19 protein-coding genes are annotated in these 23272 nt (G+C 39.2%); 5 read left to right on the top strand and 14 right to left on the bottom strand.

Translation table 11 applies throughout. The features are described 5' to 3' along the window. Positions 1–257: 257 nt before the first annotated feature. From C6H66_RS22975 to C6H66_RS22960, 4 genes are all read right to left on the bottom strand, one after another. On the bottom strand, positions 258–845 hold the full coding sequence (locus C6H66_RS22975; protein ID WP_105396831.1) for a putative adenosine monophosphate-protein transferase Fic: 588 nt from the start codon (positions 843–845) through the stop codon (positions 258–260). 7 nt (positions 846–852) lie between these two features. Further along, positions 853–1335: a YhfG family protein gene (locus C6H66_RS22970; protein ID WP_046397825.1), complete on the bottom strand. Its 483-nt coding sequence runs from the start codon at positions 1333–1335 to the stop codon at positions 853–855. Positions 1336–1414: 79 nt separating this feature from the next. After that, positions 1415–1951, bottom strand: coding sequence for a GNAT family N-acetyltransferase (locus C6H66_RS22965; protein ID WP_105396830.1), 537 nt, complete (start codon positions 1949–1951; stop codon positions 1415–1417). A 330-nt stretch (positions 1952–2281) separates the two neighbouring features. After that, positions 2282–2770, bottom strand: coding sequence for a bactofilin family protein (locus C6H66_RS22960; protein ID WP_248000791.1), 489 nt, complete (start codon positions 2768–2770; stop codon positions 2282–2284). Between the two features lie 1638 nt (positions 2771–4408). Between C6H66_RS22960 and C6H66_RS22950 the strand changes: the two genes are divergently transcribed. Together C6H66_RS22950 and C6H66_RS22945 are read left to right on the top strand one after the other, a co-directional pair. Next, positions 4409–4684 (top strand): FaeA/PapI family transcriptional regulator, encoded by a 276-nt coding sequence (locus C6H66_RS22950; RefSeq protein WP_036810589.1) that lies wholly within the window; start codon positions 4409–4411, stop codon positions 4682–4684. A 205-nt stretch (positions 4685–4889) separates the two neighbouring features. Then, positions 4890–5345, top strand: coding sequence for a GNAT family N-acetyltransferase (locus tag C6H66_RS22945; RefSeq protein ID WP_105396828.1), 456 nt, complete (start codon positions 4890–4892; stop codon positions 5343–5345). A 126-nt stretch (positions 5346–5471) separates the two neighbouring features. Here C6H66_RS22945 and C6H66_RS22940 read toward each other — a convergent pair whose 3' ends face one another. After that, positions 5472–7421 carry an autotransporter outer membrane beta-barrel domain-containing protein gene (locus C6H66_RS22940; protein ID WP_105396827.1) on the bottom strand — a complete coding sequence of 650 codons (1950 nt, stop codon included), beginning with the start codon at positions 7419–7421 and terminating at the stop codon, positions 5472–5474. Positions 7422–7848: 427 nt separating this feature from the next. Between C6H66_RS22940 and C6H66_RS22935 the strand changes: the two genes are divergently transcribed. After that, positions 7849–8304, top strand: a complete 456-nt coding sequence (locus tag C6H66_RS22935; RefSeq protein ID WP_105396826.1) for an acetyltransferase — start codon at positions 7849–7851, stop codon at positions 8302–8304. A 70-nt stretch (positions 8305–8374) separates the two neighbouring features. Here C6H66_RS22935 and C6H66_RS22930 read toward each other — a convergent pair whose 3' ends face one another. The 6 genes from C6H66_RS22930 to C6H66_RS27345 all read right to left on the bottom strand — a co-directional run bounded on the left by C6H66_RS22930 (position 8375) and on the right by C6H66_RS27345 (position 16786). Continuing rightward, positions 8375–9199, bottom strand: coding sequence for an energy transducer TonB (locus tag C6H66_RS22930; RefSeq protein WP_105396825.1), 825 nt, complete (start codon positions 9197–9199; stop codon positions 8375–8377). Positions 9200–9280: 81 nt separating this feature from the next. After that, positions 9281–12277 (bottom strand): TonB-dependent receptor domain-containing protein, encoded by a 2997-nt coding sequence (locus C6H66_RS22925; protein WP_181150276.1) that lies wholly within the window; start codon positions 12275–12277, stop codon positions 9281–9283. A gap of 52 nt (positions 12278–12329) precedes the next feature. Further along, the gene (locus C6H66_RS22920; protein WP_105396824.1) at positions 12330–13817 is read right to left on the bottom strand and encodes a surface lipoprotein assembly modifier; all 1488 of its coding nucleotides are present in this window, start codon (positions 13815–13817) and stop codon (positions 12330–12332) included. Between the two features lie 94 nt (positions 13818–13911). Next, positions 13912–14658 carry a Slam-dependent surface lipoprotein gene (locus C6H66_RS22915; RefSeq protein ID WP_105396823.1) on the bottom strand — a complete coding sequence of 249 codons (747 nt, stop codon included), beginning with the start codon at positions 14656–14658 and terminating at the stop codon, positions 13912–13914. A gap of 801 nt (positions 14659–15459) precedes the next feature. Further along, a complete protein-coding gene (locus tag C6H66_RS27350; RefSeq protein WP_282183132.1) occupies positions 15460–15882 on the bottom strand; it encodes an MATE family efflux transporter in 423 nt (140 codons plus the stop codon). Further along, complete coding sequence (locus C6H66_RS27345) at positions 15866–16786, bottom strand: MATE family efflux transporter (RefSeq protein ID WP_282183131.1); 921 nt, start codon at positions 16784–16786, stop codon at positions 15866–15868. The genes C6H66_RS27350 and C6H66_RS27345 overlap by 17 nt, the downstream gene beginning before the upstream one ends. 580 nt (positions 16787–17366) lie before the next feature. Between C6H66_RS27345 and C6H66_RS22905 the strand changes: the two genes are divergently transcribed. Further along, positions 17367–18641: a bifunctional O-acetylhomoserine aminocarboxypropyltransferase/cysteine synthase gene (locus tag C6H66_RS22905; protein ID WP_105396822.1), complete on the top strand. Its 1275-nt coding sequence runs from the start codon at positions 17367–17369 to the stop codon at positions 18639–18641. 436 nt (positions 18642–19077) lie between these two features. After that, positions 19078–19872 (top strand): glycoside hydrolase family 16 protein, encoded by a 795-nt coding sequence (locus C6H66_RS22900; protein ID WP_105396821.1) that lies wholly within the window; start codon positions 19078–19080, stop codon positions 19870–19872. Positions 19873–19934: 62 nt separating this feature from the next. Here C6H66_RS22900 and C6H66_RS22895 read toward each other — a convergent pair whose 3' ends face one another. From C6H66_RS22895 to C6H66_RS22885, 3 genes are all read right to left on the bottom strand, one after another. Next, positions 19935–22028, bottom strand: coding sequence for a TonB-dependent copper receptor (locus C6H66_RS22895; protein WP_248000790.1), 2094 nt, complete (start codon positions 22026–22028; stop codon positions 19935–19937). A gap of 149 nt (positions 22029–22177) precedes the next feature. Then, positions 22178–22699 (bottom strand): DUF2946 domain-containing protein, encoded by a 522-nt coding sequence (locus tag C6H66_RS22890; protein WP_282183130.1) that lies wholly within the window; start codon positions 22697–22699, stop codon positions 22178–22180. 223 nt (positions 22700–22922) lie between these two features. Further along, a partial coding sequence (locus tag C6H66_RS22885; protein ID WP_248000788.1) for an RNA-guided endonuclease InsQ/TnpB family protein occupies positions 22923–23272 on the bottom strand: 350 nt, incomplete at its 5' end.

The following is a 23272-nucleotide window of genomic DNA, read 5'->3' as shown; positions in this document are numbered from 1 at the left end:
CTTTACACAGTTCAATTATTCTAATCATCCAGCACACTAAATAAATCTAATCCAAATTAAGTGATTTGCACAATTATTAAATCGAATAAAATATAAAATTATCTATAGGGAACTATTTTAGATGAGAAAATTTCATTATAAGATATAATCTAATAGCAACTAACATAAGTCCATAATTAAAGCTATTTTTCTGCCTATTTAAGCTTATTACTTCTTAAAGCCATACCCATAAATAATCAATAAAATAGCCAAAAATATCAAATAGAAACACAATCTGCGAAAATTCTTATTAATGGCTGATAGTTACATTGATAAGCAGAAATATTAGCGTCAATCCATTGCTTAACATTTATAGATTCAAAAGAGATTTTATATCCACAGTTTATAACAATATATTCAAATAACAGCCGCTGTGTTCTCCCATTTCCCTCCCTAAAAGGATGAATTACATTTAATTCCGCATAATATTCAGCAAGTTTTTTAATAAGTTCTTTATAGTTTAATCCCACAAGATAATTTTCATTCTCTAACATATTAAATATCCTATTCCCTTCCATCTCAATACATTTAGCATGACAGAAACGGGTATCCCCTTTAGATATATCAATTATCCTTAGCTGACCAGCCCAATCATATAAATCAGAAAATATCTGTTTATGGAGTCGACGCCAAAAGAGCAAATCGTAAGGTGGTTCCTTGAACGAGATATTCAATATAGCAAGTTCAGTAAGTTCCCTTTCTGCCTGTTCAAGCACAACAGAATCACGAATGCCTAATTTATTAATAAGTGTGTCAATACCCGGATATGTGTAAGGATCTTGCCCTGCGCCATATTTATCTACCATAATTACCTCATTGTAAACTATACTTTCTAATGAGTTTATCTTTAAGATTTTTTTGCTCTTTCGGTGTTTCAGGCAAACTATTCATAACAATATTTATCCCTTCAAGACGCATGCTCTCTCTATAATTTTTTAATTTTACACTGTCAAAATAATGTTTTTTTTCATTATAAGTTGTCATTATTGTTTTTCTATTCTTTTGGTTTCGAATACCTTTCTCTTGCTGACGGGAGTATTTAAATTTAGCTAAATCCAAATCGCTCAATTTACAGTTAATCGCCTGACCGCTTTCAAATATCCCCCAAGAAATAACTTCAAAATAACTGACCTTCCCATCCCTAATACGATTAATTTTTACTTCTAAGTCTTGTTGCAATATTTGCAAGACCTGTTGTACCTTACGTTCAGATATCCCTGTCGCTTCTACAATTGAACGCGTATTAGGATGATTTAGTTTCGTCAATGCCGCCATAACAGCTAATTCATATTTCATTTGAATTTCCAAGATACAATCTATGCAACGATAGTATAAAACATCAAAGTAACGAAAACCAGAAAAGAGAATCGCGCTATTATTGACGAATCCGGTAAAGCACATGTTCATGAAGTGGGTGTCCATCCGGTAATAAAGGATGTAAAAAAGTATTTTCATCTTTCACCATACCAAGCCGCTCCATAACTTTTTGAGATCGCAAATTAGAAATTGCCGTAAATGCAACTATTTCCTCAAATTTTAATTGGGTGAAGGCAAAATCCAAAGCTTTATATGCGGCTTCACTGGCATAACCTTTACCCCAAAATGGCTTATCAAGACGCCATCCAATTTCGACACAAGGTGAAAATGGTAATTCCGCCACAGGAATATTCAAACCGACAAAACCAATAAAATCCCCGGTTTCTTTCAGCTCCACAGCCCATAATCCCCAACCTCCCTGTTGCTCAAATCTCTGGATAATCGTATCCACCATCGTATTACTCTGTTCAGCCGTCAAAGTGGCAGGAAAATATTCCATGACTTCTGCGTTATTATTCAAATGGCAAAATGGTAATCTGTCTTCTTCTCTCCATGCACGCATGATTAATCTATCTGTTTCCAACACCACAGTCATATTCTTCTCTTCCCAATATTAATTAACAAACAGGATACCTACCATGCGACAAACCACATACTTTAATCAGAGTAATTAAAACAGTTAAATAGGTAGATTGTTATAGTAAACAAAACTAAAGAGGAAATATACCCGTCACCTTTCAAGTTGCCTCTTTGTTGGCGGCACTCTCTCACCCCGGTCACACAGTTATCTATGCTCCCGGGGATTCGCTCCCTTGCCGTCGCGATCCATCTTGAAACCCATTGGGTATAGAACAACTCGTTAGAAACTAAAAGGAAAGGCCCGTGCCGGCAGGATCTAAATCAGATATCACACGGGCCTGTTTTATCAGGCACTTGTTTTTACCGTGGCCTTATCTTTAGATTTATCATTATTGGTATCTTTTATCATCGGTACAACACGTTCAGACGCAGTTTTGTTTTCAACCTGTTCCGATTGTCCAAAAAACAAGCCTCCACGCTTGATAGACATACTGCTGCAACGACTGATCCCACGCAGCTCGCCATGTTCAAGAATATCCAACGTCGCTGCACAACAAGTCCCTTCAACATTACCATCAATAATGATTTCCGGCGCACTAAGTTCACCTTCAACCCGTCCAGCGTGCATAATACGGATCGCACCCTCTTTCACTCGGATATTGCCAATCACTTTGCCCCAGATCTGTATATCACCTTCTACATCAATATCACCCTTAAATACCGAGCTTTTAGCAACAATAGTACAACGGCGAGCTTCCGCACTGGTGTTCTTTTTATCATCAACAAATTGAGACATGGGTTCAACAGCCGCTGCCTCTGATTTTTTTCCAAACATAGTTTTTAATCTCGACCTCATGTGAATAAAGCAAAATATTAGCGCCAAAAAAGAGAGAATCGCTGTCACTGCACAGCCCAAAAGATTACCAGCCAGATAGAATCCCAGAGCAATGCTCCACATGATCCATATACAGCTCAAAAAAATGTTGTCCGAAAAACGATGTTTTGCCATGTTTGTTCACGTTTTTGTTATTTTTCATGCTTTTTTCGTTAGAAAATACAAAACCAAAATCACTATTTTAACAGAACAGATAACAATCAATGCTAAAGGAAAGCAGATATTTACAACGTTATTAAACGGTTAAAGCCTATATTCATTCTTCGATAACAATTAACAAGGAAAAATTAACATTAAAATAGAAACCTTATTTCTATAATTGTTAACATAAATCAACAATAAAGTCACCTTATTAATGTTTAATTTTATTTACAAGTGATGTATTATAAGAATCTTTCTCCATTAATATCTCCTGATATTGATCTAACAAACATATTACTTATTTATACAAAAAAATTAATTTATTGAAAATATCAATATTATTGCACGAGAAAAACACAATGTAATATCAGATAAATCAATTATTTTTATCAATAAATAATTCAATATTGGGAGATATAATGAAATAAGAATTATATAGTAGGGATAACTTAAGCATAAAAATTTTATTGAAAATAATCAGATTTCATCTGTCCCATAATCAAGAAATAGCCATTAAAAAGTAAAATTTATCATTAATCTGAATATATGAAGTTTCTTCCGCTGACACAATTTCGGAGATTTATCAGTCTTGTTAATCACCCAAGGTAAAGCCAGCAATATTTTCAATGTTGCCCGGGATAATAACTGATGAACTACTGGCTGTAATCTGCAATTTACCAAACGGTTCTCAAGATTATTGTGAGTTGAAGCCCTCGCCTTTTTCAATATCACGTTGGAAACTCCCCCCGGGTTGATAGTCTTACCAAGAAGATCCTGATCAGTAAAATAAGGCACAGCAATAATAGCGCCATTAAAGGTCACTGTGATATAACTTCGATCGGATTTATTTATAATAGACACAATACCCAATATTAATATGGTCGCTATTATAATTTTATTCAGTTTCATTTCCAATTATTACGATTATCTAATAACGATTAACATCAGCATAAAATAACAACATGTTTTAAATAAATAATTTTATTATCAATCTTATGACGATTAGAAAAAATTTGACGCAAGGAATAAATCATAAAAAATATTTACATATGAATAATGACCTTATCGACCTTTCAAGTATTACAGAATAATTCAATTAATAAAAACAAAAAATACAAATTCAAATAATTTCACAACAAAATACTTAGATAACATTTCAATACGATCATTTGCGATCTATAGTGTCGCAAATTATATCTATATAAGTATAAAATACTTTATGCAGTTTGTTTTTCAAATTAAAAGATCTTAAATTTCAATTTTTCGATATAATCGATCTGCATCGTACAAAAACCAACCTTGACAAAACAGGATATACCCGGCAATTCTTTATGTCTGAATAGAACATTCAGATTGCCCTCATGTGTTGAAATTAACCGTTGGATTATCCGAATTGCTCAAGATATCCAACTGGGTTCAATAAAGCCTGGAGTTAATATGGAAAACCGGAAAGATTCGACTCAACCTTCCCAGACGGATCAAGTGCTCAATGTCATATCCGAATTATGTACTATTCGGAAAATGCAAGCGGCTCCCCCACCAGAATCATGGCCTAGCACGCGTGATGTAGCAGAGCAATGCGATTTCACCATCTACAAAGCGCGTTATCTGTTATTGAAACTGGCTAACAAAGGATTAGTTATGGTAACTCCATCTCCCATTAAGAATTCTCTCCGATGGTATATACCGGAAGACAAAATTAAGTCTGTCTAATGTCAAGAAAATTTGAAGAAATGGATGTCTGTTCTGTACAGTAGGGCCTGTCTATATAGCCGAAAACTTGATGAGACAACATACGGCCCTATGGCGTTATTCATTCAAATCGCTGTATTCTTCCCATTACAAACGTCTCAACAACGCATTCAAGCGCAGAGATATCATAACCAATTATTATCATTTTATTTCAGAGGAAGCCAGAATGGAAAAATTGCATCGTTGGGAAAAGGATGGATATGTTGTCTCTACAGATAAGAATAAATTAGATATTACGATCATACAGCGGTTTCTGACGAAATCGATTTGGGCAGAAGGAATCGACAAGGAGACGGTTAAGTTGTCGATCGAAAATAGCTTGAACTTTGGTCTGTATAAAAATACTCAGCAAATAGGATTTGCTCGTATCGTGACTGACTTCACAACCTTTGGTTATCTTATTGATGTTTTTGTTTTGGATGATTATCGCGGATTGGGATTAGGACGTTGGCTAATGACATGTTGCCTGGAACATCCCCAAATAGCACAACTTCGTCATATTATGCTGGTCACTTCTATGGCGCCGTGGCTATATGAAAAAATGGGTTATTCCCCGGTAAACGAAGAAAACTTTGTTTGGCAACTTGTTCGACCAGATATTTACAAACAATCTAAGTTATAAAGTGGTCATACCTATTAGTCATGAAAAATGCCCGAGCACCTTGTCGGGCATTACTACGACAATAGCCACACTATTGCGATAAACAGGAAGCTACTGTTTTATCAACTTGTATCTTTTAACCAGAAATTAGAAACTGGCGTTAACACCTAAGCTGAAAGCATAAGTGTGATTCTGAACATCACCATCATTGCGGGATATTGACGCAAAAGTTCCCCAATCTTTTGTAATAGCAGCATTCATACCGATAACATATTCACGCCAGTTGGTGTCCTGCTTTTGGCTTTTACTAACGAAAGATGTCTTAGTTGAGTTAATGGCACTACTAATCTGATAGCGCCTATCGCCGAACTGGTGGTTAAACCGAACCTCAGCATAGGGGTTAAAACGACTAAAATTAGTGTCCAGACGCCAGCCTAATGTTCCGACCTGAGAATCGTAACGTTGATCACCGAAATGCATGGCCGTACTGCTATTACCTGATTCACGGTAACCTTTAACATAACTCTTATCCCAAGCGTATTGGATAATCGGGCTGGTCATCACCTCAGGTGTCAGCGGAATATCCCAACCCGCAGTAATGCGTCCTCCCCACTGATGACCAGTAGTCGAAGCATGCTCCTTGCGCAGCCACTCATTGAGCACGATACCTCGCGTAATATCCTCATATTTCATGTCCAAATAGTGAAGATCGCCGCTAATCCAACCCTTATCGTAATAACGCCATAAGCCATAAGTGGTGAATACATAACCACGACCATCAGCGCGGAAATGATTAACTGAGCGCTTATCCTGATAACGCGAGATCATTCCCCCTAACAGAATATTATCCGTGAGTTGATAGTCACTACCCAGTGTCAGTGTACTGTTGTGATTACCACTATAACCACCGAATACGCCTATTTTACCCTGCTCGTTACCCACGCTGCGTAACTGTTGCAAACGGTTGTCAAGAGAGGCAAGCGCCCCCTTTACCGGCACATTGTTGGTATTCGTCAGTGACATAACCTGATGTGGAGCATTAAGGATTGAAATAGTCTGCTCACCAATCATACGCTGTGCGGCTGGAGTCGGATGAAAATCATCAGAGAACAAAAAGGATTTACTGGCATCAAAACCGGGATCATCAGAACTACAAGAATTAGCCTCCTTATCCCGAACACAAGCATAGCCTAAGGTATTGGAAAAACCGTAGCGTAAAGGATTATCAATAACTTCATGCAAAAGTGCATTAACATCAACCCGAACAATATTGCCGCCCTTCTTGCTAAGTGCGATATCTTCTAATTCATTGTACTTGTCAACCAATCCTGAGGCTTTGTTGCTTGTTTCGTTATACTTATTAAGTAATAGTCGCTTATATTCTTCCGCTTTTTTAGCATCCCCTTTTGAAGCCCTATCCGCAAGCTCTTTAAAAACACCTTGGATAACTTGAGAGCGAACATCTTCATTTATCGTTGGATGTTTATTAGTGCCCGCACGAATCATATCCTTTAATTCCTTAATCTGGTCAGGAGTGAGAGAAATCGGGAGCATATCGAGTCCTTGAGAAACAACGGCTTTCATAATCATTGGTGTTTTACCGAGATCGGGAACAGTGGGTACAATAACGATCCCAGCTCCCGCATCAAGAAGTTTATACACCTGTGCCGAGGCGTTCATCGCGCTATTTCCAACAATTTTCGGATCGCCTCCTAACATGACAGCTTTAAGATCATTACCGCCAATCCAGTGAACATACATGCCATTAGGATCAGCACGACCACCGTGGCTTGCCAAATAATTATCTACTTGATTTTGAGTATTGTTATCTTTGTTCAAATCAGGAACAGCAGTCGATCCACCCACGGCGTAATTAGTCCCACCTTCATCGAAAGGCATCAGTTTAGTCCCTAAATGTTGAGCAATAAGATCGTTATACAACTCATTGGTTTTACCATTTATCATGTATCGATGACCTTTTCTACCATCACTCAAACTATCACCAAAAACATATAGATGGTCATAAGTGTGTGCATTCGAAATTGCACTTATCGAAAGTGCTAACATGCCTGGTGTAAATATAAATGCCCTTTTCATTAATACGATCCTCAAGAAGTTATTTTATATTTATCATTGAACTAGCCGTTCAACTGAAATAATCAATCCAAATAGAAACTACGTTAATGAGATATGACACAATTCCTTTTTTGATTAACCAATACCTCATTATAGTTAGTAACAGAGAGAATCTCGCATTGTTTTTTTAGATTTTAAAGTTTAGTGCTGCTTGATTGTTCAATTAATCAAATCGGTTAAAATTCAACTATCTATAATAAGTAATATTAGACCAAATAGATTGAATTCTCTCCTTTGTTTCATGAAATAGATCACAAAACAGACAGAAGAAGATTCTGATAAGAATAATGGCTAAATCTAATTAATATCTGAATCGATCCATCACAATAAACGTGATAGTGTTAATTCATCATCGGTTTAGCAAAGTAAAATATTAAGAAGAATGAATATGAGAATTCAGCAAGCAATAAAGGCCGATTTCAATAAGCTGATCGAAATCTGGGAAGCCTCGGTACGAGCAACACATGACTTTTTATCTGGCGAACAGATTAATGAATTGCGCCCATTAATTCTGCATACTTATTTACCAGCGCTGACTGTTTATAAAGCGATAAATGACAAACACGAAATTGAGGGTTTTATTAGTGTTGATCAGCATCGAGTTGAAATGCTATTCATATCCCCGGATTCCCGAGGTAAAGGCATCGGCAAAGCGTTGCTGAATTTTGCTATTAGCGAATTAGGCATCAATGAACTTGATGTTAATGAACAAAATACTCAAGGAGTGGGTTTCTATCAGCACTTGGGGTTTGAAGTTTTCAACCGCTCAGAAATTGACGGTCAAGGTAATCCATTTCCGTTATTACATATGCGAATTGAACGGCCGAACGCCGAAGCCACCTAACTCACACTTTCCCCACATAACGTTACTATTATCGAGGCAGCGACAATCTCTTCGCTGCCCAAACCTATATTTATTTCAAATTAAACTCTATTGCTAAAGTCAGCTCCCTTGGCAAACCGGCCGGTTTCAGCCCCACCGACCGAGCTTGTTGGATAGCCGCAAGGGCAGCGCGGTCTAATTCATCAGCGCCTGAACTCTGCACTAATTGGTGATTTGTCAAATCGCCGCTATCCAGCAAGCTAAACCTGACCTGAACTATCCCTTGCTGCTTCATCTTCTTAGCCCGACGCGGATAACGTTTATGTTTCTCAATTTCACGACGCAAGGCTGCCTGATAGCTTTGTAACTCATCAGCTCCCACACCAGTCATAGGTTGACTGGTTGTCGCTTGACGGGCACCAGCTTGTGAATCCGCAGCATCTCTCCCCGCTAATTGAGCGCTGCCTTCCGTTTGCTCTGGCTGATTTTGCTCTGCTTCCTGTTTACGCCCACGCTCTGCCAGTTTTGGTTGAGGATCTTCTACCGGTTCTTTCTGTGGCTGAGGCTTGCTCTTCGGTTTAGCATCCGTACGTTTTTCTGGCGGCGGCTTCGGGCGTTCCTGCTTCCGTGGCTTGTCCGCTGGCTTATTGAGTACTATTTTTGCCTCATGTGGTGATTCCGCTACCACTATCTCTGGCGGTAACGGGGGCGGAATAGGTTCCGGTTCTACAGGTTGTTCCTGTCCGGCCGGTGCTGCCGAAGCAACCATTTCTATTGACATACTGATTATTGGCGAATTCACTGATTGATTATTCGCACTGTCATCACGCAGTAAATGCCGCGCCATAAGCCCAACAATACCCACGTGTAACAGTAAGGAAGCAAACAAGCCAATATAAAAACGATTTTTTATCATAACTTCAAGCCATCTTTCCGTTCGTTATCTGTGGAGATTGCCAGCACTCTTAACGGCAACCGGCGAATCCCCCTTAAAGAGTCAGAACCGACTGGTGACACTAAGCTTAAACGTCCGTCCGGGCGCCGGCATCATGGAACGCGTTAATGGGTCCAGATAATAACGATCGGTTAAGTTAGTGCCGGATAATTCGACAACCACATCTGGCGTAACCTGATAATTAATATAAGCATCTACAGTCATTACTGAATTCCAGCGCATTGGATTATTATTTATTCCTTTATAAACGCCGGGCATTTTTTTCATTAACCATTTTTCATCCTTATTCTCCACACTGCTGTGGTATAATATTCTGCTACCGATTTCTAAATTTTCATCTAATAACCGGCCACCGATATTCAGATTAAGAGAATAACGAGGTGGAATAGTTGTCCTTAAAAAACCACCGGGAAAACCGCCATCAATACATTCAGGAACACCAAACTGGTTTCTTGGATCTAACATCAGCGATGAGGTTTTATCACAAACTTTATTCTTAAGATTATAAGATAGGCCAAAATGGGTAAAGAAACTACCGTTATCATAACGTCCTTGTACTTCTAAACCGGATAATTTCTGTTTATCTAGCTGAGTAAATACAAAATTACTATCACGATCAAAAACATGCTCAATGATGGTATTGTAATAAGCGAATTTAATGTCCGCATTACGCTCCGCGCCCAATAACTGACTTAAATCATGCACATAACCTACCTCAACAGTTTTACTACGTTCAGGTTTAAAAGCACGTGTAGGTTTATCAGTTAAACCGGAAGAGAAACCAACAGTATCCTCAAAAATACTCGGCATACGTACCGCTTCGGCATAACGGGTATAAATACGTGCATTATCACTCACATAGGCCGTTGCGGAAAATACCGGCGCCCAAGCATGAGCCTTACGTTTAGGTTGTTTAGACCAACGTTCCTGTTCACTTTTTGCTTTATAAATTCCACTATCACCAGTACTCAATATTTCTCCAGAGTCATCAATATAACGGCTATTCTGTTGAGCAGCACTGTATTCATATTTATACACTTCTTTATTCGTCACAGGATCAATAACGCGCTCATTCATATCAAGTTTCCCATTAAAATAGGGATTATCTTGTTTATATAACTTACCATCGTCACGATATTTCCAAAGCACCTCTACCGGAGCCATAGGGCGAAGAATTGAATCTCGTTCTTTTGATGTCGTGAAATTCTTTTCGTTATATTCGTCAAACTCATCATCGGTTAGACACTCAAAACATTCATCAAACTTTTTATACAGTTCAGCTTCCCGGTCAGTAAGTGTTCTCAAATATCGTAACCCTTGGCCAACCAGCTTTTTATCCTTACTATAACCAATATCACGGGCAGCTAAACGTTCATTTAAAAAATCATCTTTAGACCAATAGCTTATCCGTCTAGCACCGGCACTTAATGCCAGCCACGGAGTAGGACGCCAGTCAAAATTAAAGGCAATATTATTTTCCTGACGGCGCCCTTTTCTTGGTGGCGACCGAAAACTAGAAAAATTCTTCCCTTCATAATCATCATGGGAACCTAAACGTTCCCGTTGCAGGCTGGCTGACAAGGTTAAATCTAAATTTGAAGTCAATTCGAAAGCATTAGAGAGATCAACACCCCAACGATTATTATGAGCATTTGTAGAAGCAGTATCGACCAGACGACCATCTTTATTCGGATTTCTTTCCTGACTACCCACATCCCAAGCTTCATCCCGCTCTCGCGGTTCACGTGGATATCCCCCGGCAGTATTGGTATCGCTGATAGTACGGGTAATCCAAAACTTCATATCAAAATCAACCCATTTGTTCCCGTCAGGTTTCCACTTATAATCCAGATTAAATGCCTGCTGATGTACATTTGCCAGCGGCCACTGTGGTACAACATTATTTTCAGCCCGAACCCACCCCAGACGCGAAGGCATAATCTCCCCGTAAATCGTTTTAGTATCGCGAATACCAAACCCAATCGTCTGTTGATTAGCCAAGTACCAGTTATTTTTAAGCAACCAGGATTCCATTTCACTGGAAGTATTAGGTACCTCATTTCCAGGGCGATATATACGTGCGACAAAAGGCAGATAAGGATCATATGACCGGGTACCACCATCAAGGATCTCTATATCCTTTTTACTGATGGGATCATTATAGCGATGAGCACCGCCCTTACCGGCAAAATAGTTTCCTTTACTGCGATAACTATAAGCTGCCATTAAATCAAAATACTCCTGTCGGGCACCTATCGCTAAACGTATCGCATTATCTTTCAGACCCAATAATTTATTATCTTTTGAAGTTTTGGGGGTAATTTCTAACGCGGGATCAACATAATTAAACCCCTGATTAAAACCGGGAATATCTCGATAATCTTGTCCCAATTCCAAGTGCGGCACTCGTTCCTTAACGGCATTACTGCTGGTTTCCAATTTCAAGTTAATACCAAATCGCTCATCTATTGGTACCACATCATCGATCCCCAGAGTTTTGATCATTACCGCCCCACCGATCGAACCTTTTACTCCACGAGTCAATGATGGACCCTTTTCTATTTCAATACTACTGATCAGGTTAGGGTCAATATAGTTACGATTGTTCGCACCGTTATAACCACGCCAGGTGGTAATTGCCTGCTCAGTACCATCAATGGTAACAGGAACCCGTCCCTGCCCTTGGATGCCACGAATATTAGGATCTAATGCGCCACTGTTTCTCGAATCACCACTAAATACGCCGACTGCGCTTTTTAAAACATCCGCCGGTGAAGCACCCTTATAGCGTTCTACCAAATCCTTACCCAAGTAAATATTAGTAATATCTTTATCATAAACCGCATCATAACCTGCTTCATCTTTTTCACTGGTCGCTGAAACGTTAATTTTACCGAGGTCAGCCTTATTTTCAGCGGGCTGTTTAGATGATTGAGCCGAAGTTATTAATGTTTCTGCATCAGAACGATAAGGCATCATACTGTAGGCCAATGCCAGCATGAATGTTATTTTGCTATATTTATTATTTAATTTATACATAATCATTATCTGCCATAGTGTGGATTGAAATAACTTGTTACTTCAACCAGTATCAAAAATACTTTTCAAACTTGACTAACACTTCATTCTTATTATAGGAATAGAGCCAATCAACATTACTACTATTTTTTCTAAATCTATATGTGATTACCGGGGTTAAACCGAAAACTTCAAATTTAGGCATACTCACAATTGCCGCATAGAATTGTTCATTATCTTTACGACGTGCATTTAGAGGTACACTGTAATCACCAAATTGCCGCTGGCGTAATGCAGTAAATACTACTGCATTAATTCCCGGATATAATTGAGTGGAAATGCCTGCCCGCACACCTCTTTGCTGATAATCATCCGCTTTTTCAACACTGGTTTTATTAACCCAATCACCACCCGCAAAGGTAATGGTGTGATCAGTTAAATAATAAGATACGGTAGCATAAACAGAAGTCATATTACCGTCATTATGATTATAAAGTTTATGGTAACGAAACTGCTTATATTCACCTTCCAAATTCAATACCAGATTTTTAGATAGAATATTTATCCATTCTGATTTTATTCCCGTAGTACGATAACGGGAATGATTACCAACATAATTAAATTCAACAACTGGCCCCATTAGGAAATCATCTCTTTGCGCTTTATAGCTATAACCCAAATAAGCAGAAGTGGTATTTTCATTCTCCTCACTATGATGACGATAACTTTCTCCATAAGTCATCGAGCGTAAAAAAACACCGTGGTGACCATTTACCGGATATATCTTACGTAACGTAGCATCATAACTAATACCATTTGCCTTCTTTGCCATAGGCAACTTGCGTTCAGTTATACAACCAACACCTTTATAATATTCAGTGCAGGCAGGGGGCTTATCTGGCGACATATTCGTATTATCGTTAAAAATATATCCCACAGAAAAAGATCCACGCCAAGAATTGCGCAAATTAATCGCCTCCTGATAATTAGTTATATTCTTAATGACTGCTGGTGGTAATTTATTTTCATTATCGCGACTAACCGCTGAAATCTCATTAAATAGTAAGCTAGCTTCTCTATTTTTTTGATTCTCATAATAGACCCTGGCTAACTCTAACTTAGCCCGGGTAAAATCAGGTTGTTGCTGCAAGATGGCCTGATAATGTTGTTCTGCTGCTACCAAATCACCCTGAGAACGCTCCAGATTTGCCTGAGCAAAATGGACCAATTGGGTATCATGTCCAGGTAACTTCTGGTATATCAACAAAAAGCGCTCGACATCCTTCACTTGTTGATGATTAATGGCTAAATAGAGCGCCTGGCCGATATCATTTACATTATTCTCAACACTGAACGTTTGACCATTAAGTACTATCGATAAATGATCCGTTTTTTTATCCACGGTTTCATCCGTGACCAGCGCTTTTTCTTGATCCTGTAAATTTCGTTGTACGTTATGCCACAATCTTCTACCGGTATCTTCATCTGCCAGAACCAAAGAGGGATAAATAAACAAACAATTGATTAATATTGAAAAACGGATAATGGGTATATTTAACATCGGAATATCACTGCTTCATAATCGAGCCGATAAATAAACAAAATAAGACAAAGCCCATATGAACTTTGCCTTATTCAATCAATACAAACTCATACTATGGGTTCTTGGTTCCGCCAAAGGCGGTATCTTTGCTATGATCCGAAGCAAACGTAGCCGTTCCTGCTAAAATAGCTGCGTTATCACCAAAGAAATGGCCGCTGTTTGTACCGACAACATTTCCAGCAGTTGCCCTACCCGAAAATGAACCATCTGTTCTAATTCTGGAATTAATATTAACGGTCAATGCACTATTCGCTATTGAACCAGTAAGCCTTTTCTGACCGAAATCAGCAGTAAATGTCCCATGTAGGGCATTACTACCACTATATTGGTTAATTCCCTTAACTGTATAAGTCGCTATGCCACCGGTAGGTAAATTAGTTGTTACATCTTTACCGGAATAATAGGCGGTATGGGTAGTATCATCTATATTGCCGGTTTGTGACCATTCACCAAAATAGACATCAGCATTCGCCACTTTACTGAAATTGAACACCCCCATCCCACTGTGGCTACCCGATCCAGGCATAGAAATTTTGTGAATTCCATTTGCATCCGCTGCGGCATAACTTACAAGATTTGAGAAGCTAGTAATCTTACCGCCCGCAATAGACTGAACCCCTATTCCCGGTTCTCCACCCGGAGTCGGATGACCTCCACCACGTGGATCAGTCACACCTACTCGAATACTTTGTTTCTGCTCATTAAAATCTTGAGTTTGCCCAAAACCTGGATCAGCCATAACTTGTGTTACTAATCCACATGTACCTAATACTGCAATTAACACTTTAACTTTGTTCATAGCATATTCCTTATGTTAACTAATTAAATGTTAGAGTATTGCTTATTACATAGTTTTAGTACCGTCCGAAGACTGGCGCGCATATTAACGTACTTTTAATAAAAAATGAAATGATAATCATTATCATAAAACAATTGTATCTATTTGTATAGAATGGCAATTAATACAGATAACTATTTAATTATTAAATAAATATTCACTATAACCTTAATATAATGATGGATATAATATTAGGTGAATCACCAATAATGAGCGTAAAAAAATCGATACAAATAGATATATGAATGGGAAATTATTTCAATTGTAAATTAATTACAGTGTTACTGTTTAAATAGAAACTATTTTATACAAAATTAGCTATTTCACATTAATTAAGAATTATTTAACAATGAGAAATAAAAATCAAAAATATATATTACATCCAAATGATTTAAATAGGGAAAATTATTACGCCAGATATAAGTATATTCATTCCGAGAATAATCACTAATCTATCATTTACTAAATTCACTAAAATAAAAACATTACTAACATGACTTAAATTCTGACTAAACATTACCTTTCATTGATGAAAATTTAAATAACCACAGTCTTAGAGAGTAAATTTTCATTAACTATAATTTTTTACAAAACAAATGATCAAATGACAATATTGATACTCTTCTAACTCTAAGATTAAAGAATTGAATTAAGTTATTTAAATAAATCAAGAAAATTTCCCTATCTCTCGACAGGGAATTTATGTGAACATGATAGTTATTAGGTTAATACGCAATCACCTGAGAAATCATTCCTCTCTGTCTAACCTTTAATATGGCAAACAGCAAAATAGCATTCACAAAAAAGGCCCAAAACCAATCCATACCAAAACCCTATAATTCCCATACTCTCGGTTACCCAGTCTGTCAAAGCCAAAACAAACCCTAATGGCAAACCAACTAGCCAATAACCGAATAACGGCGCGTAAAATACTGATCGGGTATCATGAAAGCCCCGTAAAATACCGGATAAAGCCGCCTGACAAGAGTCAAAGAATTGGAACAGGCATAATAGGAAGATTATGTTAAGCGCAATTATTATGACGCCGTTGTCGTTAGTATAGAGTGAAATAAATGAACCGGCGAAATAGTAGATTAAAACGCCAATAACTACGGAAATAGATAAAATTAAAGCAATTGAGATCTTTATAGTCCCTGTTAATGCTGTTCTATCTCCTCTTCCCAATATAGGAGCCGACTTTTACAGTCACAGCGGCTGCAATCCCCCCAGTTATGGTATAGATGATAGAGGTAATATTGAGCATAATATTATGCGCAGCTATGACTTGAGCACCTAAAGGAGCAGCGGTTATCGCAATCACATCTAGAAAAACCATTTCAACAAAAAGAGCCAATCCACTTGGCATACCAATATAAAAAGTCCTAACCAAAGCATGATATTTCGGCAAGCTAAAATCTGGCCTATATCGACGATATTCTTTCTTTAGCAAGAAATAGATAACCAGGCATACAGCAATTATATTATTAATAATTGCGGTTGTAATACCCGCGCCAATGCCTCCCATTTCTGGCAAACCCAGTTTTCCATAAATAAATATGTAATTTAATGGTATATTCAATAATAAGGAACCCGCAGACAAATACATGGCGATTTTTGTGTCTTCCAATCCTTGTAGAAATGAACGAAACACATTAAATATCATAACACTAGGAACACCACACGCCAAAGCGATAACATAGCCCTGTGTAATTTCTAAAATATGCTCATCAATACCGATGAACGAAAGTAGCCAGCTCACTAACATCAATAAAAGAATTATTGGTATCGAAAGTATCACCGCCAGAAACAAGTAATTTTTAAGACTGTCTTTAATCCCTTCGTCATCATGTTGCGCTTTTTGCTTTGCGACATCTGCCGCCAACATGATAATCGTCCCATATCCTAATACAAATATAGGAAACCAAATACTACTTCCTAATGTTACTGCTGCTAAATCAGCCGTAGCATAGTGACCAGACATCACAATATCAACAAAACTCATTGCTGTACGCGCTATCTGACTAACAATGATAGGGAAAGAGAAAAATAAAAGTTGTTTTAACTCCCGCCGGTTTGAAAACTTAGCCATAAGAATCCCATTAATTTATTGGTTAGTTCCAATAATTGATCATACTAACAATAAATTACGACCAAAATCATTTAAAAAAGTCTGAAAAAATTAGAATTACGAGTATACCTTCTATTTTCTCTCAGGCAACAACGAATAAATAAATTAAAGCAATCTAACGAAAACTAACTATTTCACAGAAAATTTTGTGATCTTTATAAAAGATTGAATATTTATTTAAGTATTTTGTTTCAATTTTCTATTTTAATAGTTAATGTTACTTGGCTGAAACTATTAAAGTATTTTGTGATAACATCCACATTATTAAAAAATGAAGATACTAACATAGCTAAAGTAGATAATTAGTAACTTTTTCAAATCATTTCTTTAATTAATAAATAATTAACGGAAATATCATGTCTATACAGATATCTATTCTAGTAGTTCATCAATCAAAAAGAGATATAAATCAAGTTTTTTGTGAGCAATTTTTAGCAATTCCTTATGAACAATAGTAAGCCAGGCTATGGTTTTAACAAAAGCCGCTTACACCTATTAATGAAAGATATATGTCATCTTACCGTAAAAAAAGAGATCGAAAATGAAACCAGAAACTCTTGCTATCCACGGCGGATATTCCCCTGATCCAACAACCAAAGCCGTTGCCGTTCCTATCTATCAAACGACATCCTACGCGTTTGACGATACCCAACACGGCGCCGACCTATTTGATTTAAAGGTTGAGGGCAACATCTATTCCCGCATTATGAACCCGACTAATGATGTATTAGAAAAACGGGTTGCTCTACTTGAAGGAGGAATCGCTGCTTTAGCGGTTGCATCTGGCATGGCGGCTGTCACCTGTGCGATTCAATCCATTGCCAGCGTTGGAGATAACATTATATCTGTCGCTAAGTTATATGGCGGCACTCATAACCTGCTAGCTCATACATTGCCTCGATTCGGGATTGAGACACGGTTTGCTGAACACGATGATATTGCAGCACTGGAGTCACTGATTGATGATCGTACCAAGGCGGTATTTTGTGAATCTATTAGCAACCCGGCCGGTAATATTGTTGATCTGAAAAAATTTGCCGAAGTCGCTCATCGTCATGGCGTTCCTTTAATTGTTGATAATACCGTCGCCACCCCTGTACTTTGTCGCCCCTTCGAGTATGGCGCAGATATCGTTATTCACTCTTTAACCAAATATATGGGAGGGCATGGTAATTCTATTGGCGGCATCATTGTGGATTCCGGCAATTTCCCTTGGAAAAAATATAAGCAACGGTTTGCTGTATTGACTACCCCAGATCCCTCCTATCATAACGTCATTTATACCGAGCAATTCGGTAAAGCGGCATTTATCGGGCATTGCCGTGTGGTACCGCTACGTAATATGGGCGCTGCATTGTCGCCTTTTAATGCTTTCCTTATTTTGCAAGGATTGGAAACACTGGCATTAAGAATGGAACGTCATACTGAAAATGCGCTGAAAGTCGCTCATTATCTGCAAGATCATCCTCAAGTTAGTTGGGTGAAATATGCCGGGTTGCCAAACCACCCGGAACATGAACTGGCTCAACAGTATGTCAATGGGAAGCCATCAGCGCTCCTCTCTTTTGGTATTAAAGGCGGGCAACAATCCGGCGCGCGATTTATTGACGCACTAAAATTGATTGTGCGGCTGGTTAATATTGGCGACGCTAAATCACTCGCCTGTCATCCGGCGTCAACAACCCATAGCCAATTAAATGATGAGGAGTTAATTAAAGCTGGTATATCACAGGATATGATTCGCTTATCTATCGGCATTGAACATATCGACGATATTATTGCCGATCTTGCCCAAGCTCTGGATGCATCGAAATAATTTAAAGTTGTCATATACCCTATGGATTTCAAGATGCATCGCGACGGCAAGGGAGCGAATCCCCGGGAGCATAGAAAACTATGTGACCGGGGTGAGTGAGTGCAGCCAACAAAGAGGCAACTTGAAAGATGACGGGTATATACCCCGTTCTCACGAACGGGGTCTTATTCATCGATCCTCACTGTTTTTTTTCTACCTATCTCAATTATTTTTTCCTAATCCATGTTGTCGACTTTAATTACCTTTCATTTTTATTAATCAATATTAACACCATATTGAATGACTAAAACGAAAAGCATAGGGGTAATAAATTAAATCGGTAACTTCGTCGCAAATATTCGATAAAGTAACTCATATTTCCGTGACAAAAAGGGGAAATCAATAATAGCTCTCGGATAAATAACAGTTATTCACGTCAAATATACAAGGAAAATAGATGAAAACTCAGTTAGCCTATACGTTGTTATTAAGCACATTGTTCAGTGGATATGCTCTAGCGCAAATCCCCAATGAATTCAGCCCTACACCGTCATTTGAAGATAATTTCGATGGCACAACGCTTAATACCCAAAAATGGGATTATCGTGGCCTAGGCGTCAGAAAAAATTGTATTAATACTCAATCAGCGGTTATCGTGCGAAATGGTCATTTAACCATAAAAACCTATTCCGATAGCTCTTCTGGCAAGCTACAGAATTATTGCGGCATGATTTCAACCCAAAAAAGTTTCCTACAAGCATATGGCTATTGGGAAGCCGCTGTCAGATTTAAGCGCGCGGAAGGTAATCAAGTCGCATTTTGGGTCCAGTCACCGACAATGGGTAAAGATTTAACCAATCCAGAAAAATCAGGCGTCGAAATTGATGTATTTGAACATTTAGCCGAAGCGACACAGGATCAATATAATCACGCTATTCACTGGAATGGTTATAGCAGCGCTCATAAGCAGTGGTCAAAGAGATCGTCTACCAGTAAACTTGCTGACGGTAAGTTCCATAAATTTGCTGTAGCATGGACACCAAAAGGTTACACATTTTATGTTGATGATATTCCTCAAAATCTGTCGGGGCTAGATCAAGTTCCAATTTCAATCGCCAACCAATATATTATTTTAAGCTCCGAAGTACCGCGCAATTATCCAGCTCAAGGTTATGGCCCGATAAATACAACAACCGCAATATTCGATGTGGATTATGTAAAAGTTTATCCGTATATCGGTAATAAGAAATAATCATCGATCAGGAAAAAGGAAAGCAAATAATTGGCGCCCAATAATTGGACGCCATTTTTTTATTAAAATTTTATATCTAATTTCGCCCACACTGTCCGGCCGGGTTCATTCACTGAGCTATTCGCTGAATAACCAAAGGTGCTATTACCGGCAAGGTTGAGGTGTTCGCTGTATTCTTTATCCAAAATATTGTCGATACCCGCGCTCACTTTTATATTTTTGTTAACCTTATAGGCAGCATTTGCAGAAAGTACGCCGAAACCTGAACTCTCTTGAAAATCTTTACCGACAACATTTCCCTGCCCTTCGGCAATCCGATGCTGGCTGCTAACCAATCGCCACAAGCCGGTACTGCTCCAATCACCACGCTCATAGGTCAATCCGAAGCGGGCTTCCAGAGGCGGGATCTGAGGCATCGGCTTGTTATCCGTCCTGTTTTCTCCCCAAGCATAGGCAAGGCTGGCGTCCGTTTTCCAATGATCTGTCAATTGATAACCAAAGCCCATTTCCCCTCCCATAATATTGGCATTAACGTTATCAGCCTGGCTAATACGGGCGTTTGTCGGGCTATATCTAAATAAGATGAAATCATTTACACGCCCTATATAAGCGGATACCCAACCATTAAAACGTTCCCCGGTATATTGAGCACCAATATCAAGCTGGGTGGTTTTCTCGCTTTTTACCCCATCAAAAGCACTGGCACTCCCCGCCGGACCATATTTAGGCGAAAACAGTTCCCAATAGTCAGGGAAACGTTCGGTGTAACCAATACCGGCATAAAACATCATTGGCATATCAGCCAAAGTATGCTCTAAACGCATAAAACCACTTGGCAAAGTATCATTACGCTCTTTTTCACTATTAGCGGCGAATTTCTTCACTCGGCTGTGATCAAGACGGGCGCCGGTTATTAATTCGCTCTGTTCTGTGGCATACCAAGTTAGCTCGCCAAACAGGCCATAATTATAGAATTGAGCATCCTTTTGCCATGAGCTACCCGATTTATTACGGTGGGTATTGGTTTGCGTATCTGCACCACTTTCCAATTTGAAGTCTTGCCATAGCCAAGTGCCCATGACTCGCCCTCCCACAACGCGACGATCCAGTTGCATAGACATACCGTGGTTCATATTCATGTGCATACCACATCCATGTTTACAACCTGAAGAAAGCATACCCATTGACATAGGACTATTCGGGGAACGCAGCGTGATATTGTCCATAATATGGTTGGTATAGTTGTAATAAACTTGGGCTTCAACCTTATCAAGCACCTCACTGAGGTGAGATTTCTCAAAACGTAAACCGAGACTTTCACGTTTGAATTGCGAACCATCCATGCTACGTCCAGCATAACGGGCCTCGCCATCACCTTTCCCGGCGGTCAATTCAAGCAATGTATCTTTATCCGGCGTCCACCCTAACGCAAGATCACTATTCCATTTATCCCAACGTGAAGGAACACGATACCCACCACCATCTTTGTAGTCATTTGCACGGGATTTATTTGCCATTAAACGCAAATATCCCAATTCACTGCCGATACTCGCATCAACATTGCCATCCCAACGGTCATTTGAACCCGTCAGTCCACTGGCATTGATTTTTGCTCCCGGCTCATCAAATCGCGGATGTTCACGTTCAAACCTTACGGTCCCAGCGGAAGCACCGGGTCCCCATAATACGGTTTGGGGTCCTTTAACGAGCGTCAGCAAATCATAATTTTCCGGTGAAATATAGGATGAAGGGGCATCCATTCTGCCGGGACAAGCCCCTAGCATTTCTGCGCCATCAGTCAGAAGTTTAATCCTCGAACCAAACATTCCGCGAAATACCGGGTCACCATTGGTGCCACCATTACGGATTTGAGAAAATCCGGGTATGGTTTTCAAATAATCAGAGCCGTCACTTGCCGGAACCGGCTGACGAGGCGTTTTTGGCGAGGTGACAATTGACAAAGGAGAATGCAAAGGGGCTGTTACCGTAATCACATCACCATCATTAGTTTTTAAACCGTGCACATGGTCGCGTGAATCAGGTGAAGTTTCAGTTGCATAACCATTAAAAGCAGCTAACAGAAAAAGTGGCATTGCCGAATTAATACAACGGGACAGCGTATTTTTTTTATAAGAAATATTTTTTTCGAATATCATCATCTTGCCTTAAATGTAAATCCACCTTCCAAAGTGATATTTCTATCAAAAGCGGAATACGTTATAGAATCCAACCAAATTATTTTTGGTATGAACAGACTTTTCCTGACTCAACAATGAGCAGGACAAGACATTTCATTATGTTTAAATTAATGAGATGAGATCTGTTCAGGCGGAGCGCGAGGCAATGAATCAGAAAAGATGAAATGTGGCAGAAAGGAAGCTACAGTTTGAATCGGTGGTGGCCGTGAAGTCAGCGAAGTTGACCAAAATAGCGGTATATTCGCCAAATCCAGCATAGGTATATGGATCAGAAATACGCAGTATCCACAGGCAATATCCTCCAACATCGACATACCACCACCGTGCATACCCATCTGCATGCCATCATGATGGTTAGTGCTATATGACTTAGTAGCATGTGATACGGAAGAAACGTCAGAATGAGACATATTTCGAGGCATATCATCGTCAGATGACATCACCACATGGCAATCGACCACTTTCGATGAATGAGCCTCCCCAATGCGCGCATGTTCCAGTGACCTAGAAATCACTGGCGCAATGAACAACATTAGTATCGCGAATATACCGAGCCAAGCTGGCAGACGACTCCGCGATGTATAAAATGGGATCAGTGACAAACTAAGCCTATTCTGTAGAGAACACATTCAGGGACGAGATTGTACGTATTTAACAACCAAATGTTAAAACACTTTATGCAGGAATGTCGTTTTAGCGACAAAATTTGTTGTTTTTCTTAAAATAGGCTTGAAGCAACGTATAAAACTTCAACAACATTACCTAAACGTATCCACGCTACATCGTTTTCTTTACGCAATAATAGTCAGGTGACTGCTCCCCACCGTAAAAAACGGCGAGGCTTCCCACTTCTCAGGCCGCCACCGTCTTTATGACGGATTTACGCTGGCCTCCGTGGGCAGAAACGACGAGTCCCGCCGCCTGTAATTCTGTTATGCCCTTGCGCTGGATGTTGATCGCCGCATTGATATCGCGGTCATGTTCGACTCGACAGAAAGGGCATGGCCAGATCCGCTTACGCAGCGGCATTTCCGGCACTTTGTGACCGCAGCAATGGCAGGTTTTCGAACTGGCAAACCACTGATCCAGTTTGACCAGATGAACGCCCGCCGCGGCGGCTTTGTATTCCAGTTTCTTGACGAAGCCATGCCAGCCCGCATCCCCGATAGCGCGGGCAAGGTGGTGATTCTTCATCATGTTAG

Origin of the sequence: Photorhabdus hindustanensis, assembly GCF_002968995.1 — a bacterium.
GTDB classification, from domain to species: Bacteria; Pseudomonadota; Gammaproteobacteria; order Enterobacterales; family Enterobacteriaceae; genus Photorhabdus; species Photorhabdus akhurstii.
The sequence above is the reverse complement of the archived record's forward strand: the minus strand, read 5'-3'. Positions and strand labels throughout refer to the sequence as shown.

Excerpts from the sequence above, each read along its gene's own strand:
- C6H66_RS22975 (WP_105396831.1), bottom strand. The coding sequence starts at position 845 with ATGGTAGATAAATATGGCGCAGGGCAAGATCCTTACACATATCCGGGT.
- C6H66_RS22970 (WP_046397825.1), bottom strand. The coding sequence starts at position 1,335 with ATGAAATATGAATTAGCTGTTATGGCGGCATTGACGAAACTAAATCAT.
- C6H66_RS22965 (WP_105396830.1), bottom strand. The coding sequence starts at position 1,951 with ATGACTGTGGTGTTGGAAACAGATAGATTAATCATGCGTGCATGGAGA.
- C6H66_RS22960 (WP_248000791.1), bottom strand. The coding sequence starts at position 2,770 with ATGTTTGGAAAAAAATCAGAGGCAGCGGCTGTTGAACCCATGTCTCAA.
- C6H66_RS22950 (WP_036810589.1), top strand. The coding sequence starts at position 4,409 with ATGGAAAACCGGAAAGATTCGACTCAACCTTCCCAGACGGATCAAGTG.
- C6H66_RS22945 (WP_105396828.1), top strand. The coding sequence starts at position 4,890 with ATGGAAAAATTGCATCGTTGGGAAAAGGATGGATATGTTGTCTCTACA.
- C6H66_RS22940 (WP_105396827.1), bottom strand. The coding sequence starts at position 7,421 with ATGAAAAGGGCATTTATATTTACACCAGGCATGTTAGCACTTTCGATA.
- C6H66_RS22935 (WP_105396826.1), top strand. The coding sequence starts at position 7,849 with ATGAGAATTCAGCAAGCAATAAAGGCCGATTTCAATAAGCTGATCGAA.
- C6H66_RS22930 (WP_105396825.1), bottom strand. The coding sequence starts at position 9,199 with ATGATAAAAAATCGTTTTTATATTGGCTTGTTTGCTTCCTTACTGTTA.
- C6H66_RS22925 (WP_181150276.1), bottom strand. The coding sequence starts at position 12,277 with ATGTATAAATTAAATAATAAATATAGCAAAATAACATTCATGCTGGCA.
- C6H66_RS22920 (WP_105396824.1), bottom strand. The coding sequence starts at position 13,817 with ATGTTAAATATACCCATTATCCGTTTTTCAATATTAATCAATTGTTTG.
- C6H66_RS22915 (WP_105396823.1), bottom strand. The coding sequence starts at position 14,658 with ATGAACAAAGTTAAAGTGTTAATTGCAGTATTAGGTACATGTGGATTA.
- C6H66_RS27345 (WP_282183131.1), bottom strand. The coding sequence starts at position 16,786 with ATGGCTAAGTTTTCAAACCGGCGGGAGTTAAAACAACTTTTATTTTTC.
- C6H66_RS22905 (WP_105396822.1), top strand. The coding sequence starts at position 17,367 with ATGAAACCAGAAACTCTTGCTATCCACGGCGGATATTCCCCTGATCCA.
- C6H66_RS22900 (WP_105396821.1), top strand. The coding sequence starts at position 19,078 with ATGAAAACTCAGTTAGCCTATACGTTGTTATTAAGCACATTGTTCAGT.
- C6H66_RS22895 (WP_248000790.1), bottom strand. The coding sequence starts at position 22,028 with ATGATATTCGAAAAAAATATTTCTTATAAAAAAAATACGCTGTCCCGT.
- C6H66_RS22890 (WP_282183130.1), bottom strand. The coding sequence starts at position 22,699 with ATGTGTTCTCTACAGAATAGGCTTAGTTTGTCACTGATCCCATTTTAT.